The sequence below is a fragment of the Microbacterium sp. genome (assembly GCF_035277845.1).
GTDB lineage: Bacteria > Actinomycetota > Actinomycetes > Actinomycetales > Microbacteriaceae > Microbacterium.
Genome location: NZ_DATEJS010000266.1, coordinates 1 through 6835, shown reverse-complemented (window position 1 = coordinate 6835; position 6835 = coordinate 1). Strand labels below are relative to the sequence as shown.

Here is a 6835-nt window from a genome sequence, read left to right as displayed (position 1 = left end):
TGACCCGTCAGCTCACCGACGCGATCGCGAAGCTGGAGGACGACCTCGCCGCAGCCGAGGCATCCGGCGACGCCCGATCGATCGCCGAGGCGCGCGAAGCCCTCGAGGCGCGGCGCGCGTGGCTGCGCGCACTCGGCGGCTGAGGGTTATCCACAGCACGGTCCTCCGGGCGGCGCCGGCGCCCCCGTCCGGCGCACACTGTCGGTGTGGCCTCCGTGTTCCTGTACGCACCCGGAGCGGCGTTGAGCGTCGCCGAGCTCAGTGCCGCGCGCATCGACGGGCACGTCGTCGAGGTCGGTGACGCCTACATCCCCGCGGACGCGGTGGAGACGGCGCAGCTGCGCGCGGCATCCCTCGCGACCCTGGTGCCGGCGGACTGCGCCGTGACGCACTTCGCGGCGGCCTGGATCCACGGCGCCGTGCCGTCGCCGCCTGTGCGGGTCGCGGTGCAGCGCACCCGCCCCGGCCGGCGCCGCGTCGATCAGTCCCTGCGCATCGAATACCGGGACAGCCTCCTCGCGCCGGCCGATCTCGTCACGGTCGGCGGACTTCCGGTGACCACTCCGACGCGCACCCTCGCCGACCTCGCGCGGACCGGCGATGAGGCATCCCGGGCGGCAGTCCGGCTCCTGATCGGCACCGGGATCGCCGATCCGGATGCCGCGCGGCGCTGGCTGTGGACCCACAGCGGTCTGCCGCACACCGGATCCGCGTTGCGTCTGCTGGGCCGCCTCAGGACGACGTGACGCGGTACACGTCGTAGACGGCCTCGATGCGCCGCACGGCGTTGAGCACCCGGTCGAGGTGCACGGTGTCGCCCATCTCGAACACGAAGCGGCTGAGCGCCAGCCTGTCGTCGGTCGTCGAGACCGTCGCGGACAGGATGTTCACATGGTGCTCGCTCAGCACGCGGGTGACGTCGCTGAGCAGTCCCGATCGGTCGAGCGCCTCCACCTGGATCTGCACCAGGAACACGCTCTTGGAGGTGGGCGCCCATTCCACGTCGATGAGGCGGGCCGGGTCGCTCATCAGCGACTTCACGTTCGTGCAGTCCGCGCGGTGCACGGACACGCCGCTGCCGCGGGTGACGAACCCGACGATCTCGTCGCCCGGAACGGGCGTGCAGCACTTGGCGAGCTTGACCAGGATGTCGTCGGCACCGCGGACGAGGATGCCGGAGTCCCCTCCCCGCGGCGCCCGCGAACGGCCGACCGAGGGCAGGTCGATCGCACCCGTGGTGGTGTCCTCCGTGGCCACGAGCGCCGTGACCTTCTCGAGCACGGACTGCGTCGAGACGTGTCCCTCGCCGACCGCGGCGTACAGCGCCGTCACGTCCTCGTACTTGAGCTGGCGCGCGACCTCGGCGAACGAGTCCTGGCTCATCAGCCGCTGCAGCGGCAGATTCTGCCGGCGCATCGCGCGGGCGATGGCCTCCTTGCCCTGCTCGATCGCCTCCTCGCGGCGCTCCTTGGTGAACCAGCCGCGGATCTTGCTGCGTGCCCGCGTGCTCTTGACGAATCCCAGCCAGTCCTGGCTGGGGCCGGCATCCGGATTCTTCGACGTGAACACCTCGACGACGTCGCCGGAGTGCAACTCGGACTCGAGCGGCACGAGGCGGCCGTTGACCTTCGCGCCCATGGTGCGGTGACCGACCTCGGTGTGCACGGCGTAGGCGAAGTCGACGGGCGTCGCCCCCGCGGGAAGCCCGATGACGCGCCCCTTCGGGGTGAAGACGTAGACCTCCTTCGCGCCGATCTCGAAACGCAGCGAGTCGAGGAACTCGCCGGGGTCGGCGGTCTCCGCCTGCCAGTCCGAGATGTGCGCGAGCCAGGCCATGTCGGCGTCGGCGGCCTTCGAGTCCGCCTTGCCGCCGGACATCCGCTCCTTGTACTTCCAGTGCGCCGCGACGCCGTACTCGGCCTGCTGGTGCATCTCGTTGGTGCGGATCTGGATCTCGACCGTGCGGCCCCCGGGCCCGATGACCGTGGTGTGCAGCGACTGGTAGAGGTTGAACTTGGGGGTGGCGATGTAGTCCTTGAAGCGGCCCGGCAGCGGCGTCCAGCGGGCGTGGATGGCGCCCAGCACGGCGTAACAGTCGCGGACGGTTCCGACCAGCACACGGATGCCGATGAGGTCGTAGATGTCGTCGAACTCGCGGCCGCGCACCACCATCTTCTGGTAGACGGAGTACAGCTGCTTCGGGCGGCCCATCACGCGGCCGCGGATCCGCAGCTCGCGCAGGTCCTCTTCGACCGAGGCGATCACAGTGTGGACGTACTGTTCGCGCTGCGGCGTGCGCTGGCGCACGAGGCTCTCGATCTCGGCGTAGATCTTGGGATGCAGCACCGCGAACGACAGATCCTCGAGTTCGGACTTGATCGCCTGGATGCCGAGCCGGTGGGCCAGCGGAGCGTAGATCTCGAGGGTCTCGGTGGCCTTCTTCTTCGCCTTCTCGGGCGGCACGAATCCCCACGTGCGGGCGTTGTGCAGGCGGTCGGCGAGCTTGATGAGCAGCACCCGGATGTCGCGGGACATCGCGACGATCATCTTGCGGACCGTCTCGGCCTGCGCGCTCTCGCCGTACTTGACCTTGTCGAGCTTGGTGACGCCGTCGACGAGCATGGCGACCTCGTCGCCGAAATCCGCGGTCAGCTGCTCGAGGCTGTAGGCGGTGTCCTCGACCGTGTCGTGCAGCACCGCCGCCGCGATGGCCCGGGGTCCGAGACCCAGTTCGGCGAGGATCTGGGCGACGGCGAGCGGGTGGGTGATGTACGGCTCGCCGCTCTGCCGCTTCTGCCCGGCGTGGGCGCGGGAGGCCACCTCGTAGGCGCGCTCGATGATGCCGAGGTCGCCCTTGGGGTGGTGCGTCCGCACCGTGCGCAGGAGCTGATCGACACCGTCGGGACGGCCGCTCCGGGAGAAGATCCGCGGCACCAGGCGCCGCAGCGACGGAGCCTGGGACGCCGCCGGCGCAGGAGCCTCGCTCATCGGGACCCCTCTCTGCGCTGGAATCCTCTCATCCTACGCCGGAGTGCCACGAGCCCGGCGTCTCAGGCCGCGATGACCGCACGCTCGCGCGCCTGCAGCACCTTCTTGTCGTGCGCGGCGATCTTCGGCTCGCTCTCGCGGAACAGGGAGAACAGCGGCGCCGCGACGAACAGGGTCGAATAGGCGGCCACGATGATGCCGACGAAGATCGACAGCGAGATGTCGCTCAGCGTCGACGCCCCGAGCAGGAAGGCGCCGATGAACAGGATCGCGCCGACCGGCAGGATCGCCACCACCGTCGTGTTGATCGAGCGCACGAGGGTCTGGTTCACCGCGAGGTTGACCGACTCGCCGAAGGTGCGTCCTGCCGACTCGCCGTCCTGGCTGGTGTTCTCGCGGATCTTGTCGAACACGACCGTGGTGTCGTAGAGCGAGTACGCCAGGATCGTCAGGAAGCCGATCACGGCGGCCGGCGAGATCTCGAAGCCGCACAGCGCGTAGATCCCGACCGTGATGACGAGCACGTCCACGAGGCCGATGATCGCTGCGGCGGACATCTTCCAGGTGCGGAAGTACAGCGCCAGGATGACGAACGTCAGGGCGAGGAAGATCGCGAGGCCCCACAGCGACTGACGGGTGACGTCGGCTCCCCAGCTCGGCCCGACGAACGACGTGGTGACGTCGTTCACCTGCACGTCGTAGGCCTTCGCCAGTGCGGAGCGCACGGCGAGCGTCTGCGGGTCGGTGAGCTGGTCGGTCTCGACGCGCACCCCGCTGTTGCCGACGGTGGTGACCGTCACGTGCGCGTTCGGCACCACACCGGAGACGGCATTCGTCGCGGTGGCCTGGTCCGGGCTGCTGAGGCCCGACACGGTGAACTGGGATCCGCCGGTGAACTCGATCGAGAACTGGATGGGCCGGAACAGCGGCACGAGCACCGATCCGAGCACCAGCAGCGCGGCGATGATGAACCACAGCCGGCGCCTGCCGACGAACGGGAAGGAGCGCTTGCCCGAGTAGAGGTCGTTGCCGAAACGGCTCATGGCACCCATCAGTCGTCTCCGTCCTTGGTCGCGACGGCGGTGTCGCGCCCGCCCTTGGCGGCCTGCTCCTCCGCGTACTTGCGCTCCGCGATCGTCTGCCGGCGGGCGGCCTCGCCGCGCGACCGCTCCGCCTTGCGGGCGGCTCCGCCCACGGTGTCCTGGAGCACGGGAGCGCGGAACTGCGCGCGACCGCGGTAGACCGCGCCGAGCGCCTGCGGGTCCATGCCGGACAGCGGATGCCCCGAGCCGAAGAACCGCGTGCGGGCGACCAGCTGCATGATCGGGTGGGTGAACAGCAGGAAGATCGCGATGTCGATCGCGGTGGTGAGGCCCAGGGTGAACGCGAAGCCCTTCACCGTCGCGTCGGCGAGGATGTACAGCACCACGGCGGCGAGGATGTTCACCGACTTGGAGATGTAGATCGTGCGCTTCGCGCGGCTCCAGCCGGTCTCGACGGCTGCGGTGATCGTCTTGCCGTCACGCAGTTCGTCGCGGATGCGCTCGAAGTAGACGATGAACGAGTCGGCCGTGAAGCCGATCGTCACGATGAGGCCGGCGACGCCGGCGAGCGACAGGCGGAAGCCCATGCGCCACGCCAGGATGCACAGCATCACGTAGGTGATGACGCCCATCACGCCGAGCGACGCGATGATGACGAAGCCGAGCGCGCGATAGACGATGAGCGAGTACACCGCCACCAGCGCGAGTCCGATGAGGCCGGCGATGAGGCCGGTCATCAGCTGCTGCGAACCGAGCGTGGCCGAGATCGTGTCGGAGCTGACCACCTTGAAGCTCAGCGGCAGCGCACCGTACTTCAGCTGGTCGGCGAGGGTCTGCGCGGACTGCTGGGTGAAGCTGCCCGAGATGGAGGCCTCGCCGTTGGTGATGACCGCGTTCATCGAGGGTGCCTCGATGACCTTGCCGTCGAGCACGAACGCGAACTGGTTCAGCGGGGCGGTCGCGCCGTACAGCCGCTGGCTGACGGCGGAGAACTTCTTGGTGCCGTCGCCGTTGAAGTTGAGCTGCACCTCCCACTGGCCGTTCTGGGAGTTCATGCCGTAGGTGGCATTGGAGATCATCGAGCCGTCGAGTTCGACGGGGCCGAGGATGTACTTCGCCTGGTTGCCCACATCGCAGGTGATCAGCGGTTCGCCCCGCGGCTGGTCGGCCGGGTTGTTCGACTTGGCGTTGCAGTCGTACGCGAGGAACTGCGCCTGCAGCTTGGGCGTGATCCAGCTCGTGTCGCTGGCGTTGGTCGGCTTGGGCGACGGCGTCGACCGCAGCGTGGGGGCCGGAGTCGGGTACGGGGTCGACTTGCCGTCCTTGCCGACGAACGAGTTCGCCGGGGCACCCGTGTAGAGCACGGGCCGCAGCTGCATCTGGGCGGAGGCCTCGATGCGCTGGCGCTCCTGGTCGGTGGCCTGGCCGGGGACCTGCACCACGATCTGGTTGCCGGCCTGGGTGGAGATGTCCGACTCGCCGACGCCCGAGGCGTCGATGCGGTTGCGGATGATCGTGACCGCCTGGTTCATCTGGTCACTCGTCGGCTGCGCCCCGTTGGGCGTGTCCGCCTCCAGGATGATCTGCGTGCCACCCTGCAGGTCGAGCGCCAGGGTGGGGGTCCACAAGCTCTTCTTGAACCCGTACACGCCGAGGGCGTTGACGCCCGCGAGCACGACGATGATCAGCAGCAGGCCCAGCAGGGCGCGCCACGCATGCCGGACGGGAGTGGATGAGGCCACGACGGGTCAGCTTTCTTCGGGACGGGAAAAGAGGCGACGGGCGCTCAGGCCTCGGGGTCGTCCTTCTTCTCGTCGGCCTTGCGCTGCTCGTCGGCGAGACGCGCAGCGGTCTCCTCCGGCGTCTCGACGTGCGGCTCGGCGGCCGTGTCGCGACCCAGCTCGGGCGCGATGGCCTCGGGCGTGATCTGCTCGTGGTCGGGGATCTCGATGGCCGCCTCGGCGTCGGCGTCCACGGCGTCGTGCTCGTGCGCCTCGAACTCGGTGGGCGTCACGACGCGCAGGATCGCCTGGCTGTGCACACGGATGTGCACACCGTCGGTGAGCTCGATGATCGCGGGCTCGTCGAGGTTGTCCGGGTTGTACGACACGATGGTGCCGTACAGGCCGCCCTGCAGCAGCACCTCGGCGCCCGGCACCGTCTGGCGGGCCTTGGCCTCCTGCTCGAGCTTCTGCTTGGCCTGGCGGCGACGCGAACTCCAGAACATGAAGATCAGCAGGACGGCCAGGATGATGATCAGGCCGTACTGGGAGAAGAACGTCCCGATCGGGTTGCTCGTGGCGGCGGCTGCGAACACAGAAGACATGGAGTCTGGGGCACCTTTCGGATGACGGCGCGCGCCGGGTGGCGGCGTTGCCGTGAGAAGAAGAGCAGGCGAGAGCCTTCAGCGATTATAGGTCATCGAATCTCAGCGCCCCGTCCGGGTGCGCGACGCCCAGATGGGCGTACGCCTCCGGCATGGCGATGCGCCCGCGCGGGGTGCGGCCCATGAATCCGATGCGCACGAGATAGGGCTCCACGACCGACTCGATGGTCTCCGGTTCCTCGCCGGCGGTGACGGCGAGGGTGTTGAGGCCGACCGGCCCACCGCGGAATCGCCGGACGAGGGCATCCAGCACCGCCCGGTCGAGCCGGTCGAGTCCGATCGCGTCCACGTCGTACAGGTCGAGGGCGGCGCCCACGGTGGCGACGTCGAGGTCGCCGCCGTGCACCACCGAGTAGTCGCGCACGCGGCGCAGGAGCCGGTTCGCGATGCGGGGCGTGCCGCGCGAGCGGCGCGCGAT

Annotated in this window: 6 protein-coding genes; 1 reads left to right on the top strand and 5 read right to left on the bottom strand. The window is 69.2% G+C overall.

Features of this window, described 5'->3' with window-relative positions; translation table 11 throughout:
- Window positions 1–206 precede the first annotated feature (206 nt).
- Window positions 207–746: a hypothetical protein gene (locus tag VJR25_RS11555; protein WP_324115120.1), complete on the top strand. Its 540-nt coding sequence runs from the start codon at window positions 207–209 to the stop codon at window positions 744–746.
- On the opposite strand, the gene VJR25_RS11550 is transcribed toward VJR25_RS11555, so the two are convergent.
- From VJR25_RS11550 to VJR25_RS11530, 5 genes are all read right to left on the bottom strand, one after another.
- Entirely contained in the window at window positions 733–2988 is a 2256-nt protein-coding gene (locus VJR25_RS11550; protein WP_324115119.1) for a bifunctional (p)ppGpp synthetase/guanosine-3',5'-bis(diphosphate) 3'-pyrophosphohydrolase, read from the bottom strand. The genes VJR25_RS11555 and VJR25_RS11550 overlap by 14 nt on opposite strands.
- A 62-nt stretch (window positions 2989–3050) precedes the next feature.
- Window positions 3051–4040 (bottom strand): protein translocase subunit SecF, encoded by a 990-nt coding sequence (gene secF / locus VJR25_RS11545; RefSeq protein WP_324115118.1) that lies wholly within the window; start codon window positions 4038–4040, stop codon window positions 3051–3053.
- Window positions 4040–5773 carry a protein translocase subunit SecD gene (gene secD, locus VJR25_RS11540; protein WP_324115117.1) on the bottom strand — a complete coding sequence of 578 codons (1734 nt, stop codon included), beginning with the start codon at window positions 5771–5773 and terminating at the stop codon, window positions 4040–4042. The genes secF and secD overlap by 1 nt, the downstream gene beginning before the upstream one ends.
- Window positions 5774–5817: 44 nt before the next feature.
- On the bottom strand, window positions 5818–6357 hold the full coding sequence (locus VJR25_RS11535) for a preprotein translocase subunit YajC (protein ID WP_324115116.1): 540 nt from the start codon (window positions 6355–6357) through the stop codon (window positions 5818–5820).
- Window positions 6358–6442: 85 nt separating this feature from the next.
- Window positions 6443–6835: Holliday junction DNA helicase RuvB C-terminal domain-containing protein (locus tag VJR25_RS11530; protein WP_324115115.1), on the bottom strand; the 393-nt coding region annotated here is incomplete at its 5' end.

Excerpts from the sequence above, each read along its gene's own strand:
- secF (WP_324115118.1), bottom strand. The coding sequence starts at position 4,040 with ATGGGTGCCATGAGCCGTTTCGGCAACGACCTCTACTCGGGCAAGCGC.
- VJR25_RS11550 (WP_324115119.1), bottom strand. The coding sequence starts at position 2,988 with ATGAGCGAGGCTCCTGCGCCGGCGGCGTCCCAGGCTCCGTCGCTGCGG.
- VJR25_RS11535 (WP_324115116.1), bottom strand. The coding sequence starts at position 6,357 with ATGTCTTCTGTGTTCGCAGCCGCCGCCACGAGCAACCCGATCGGGACG.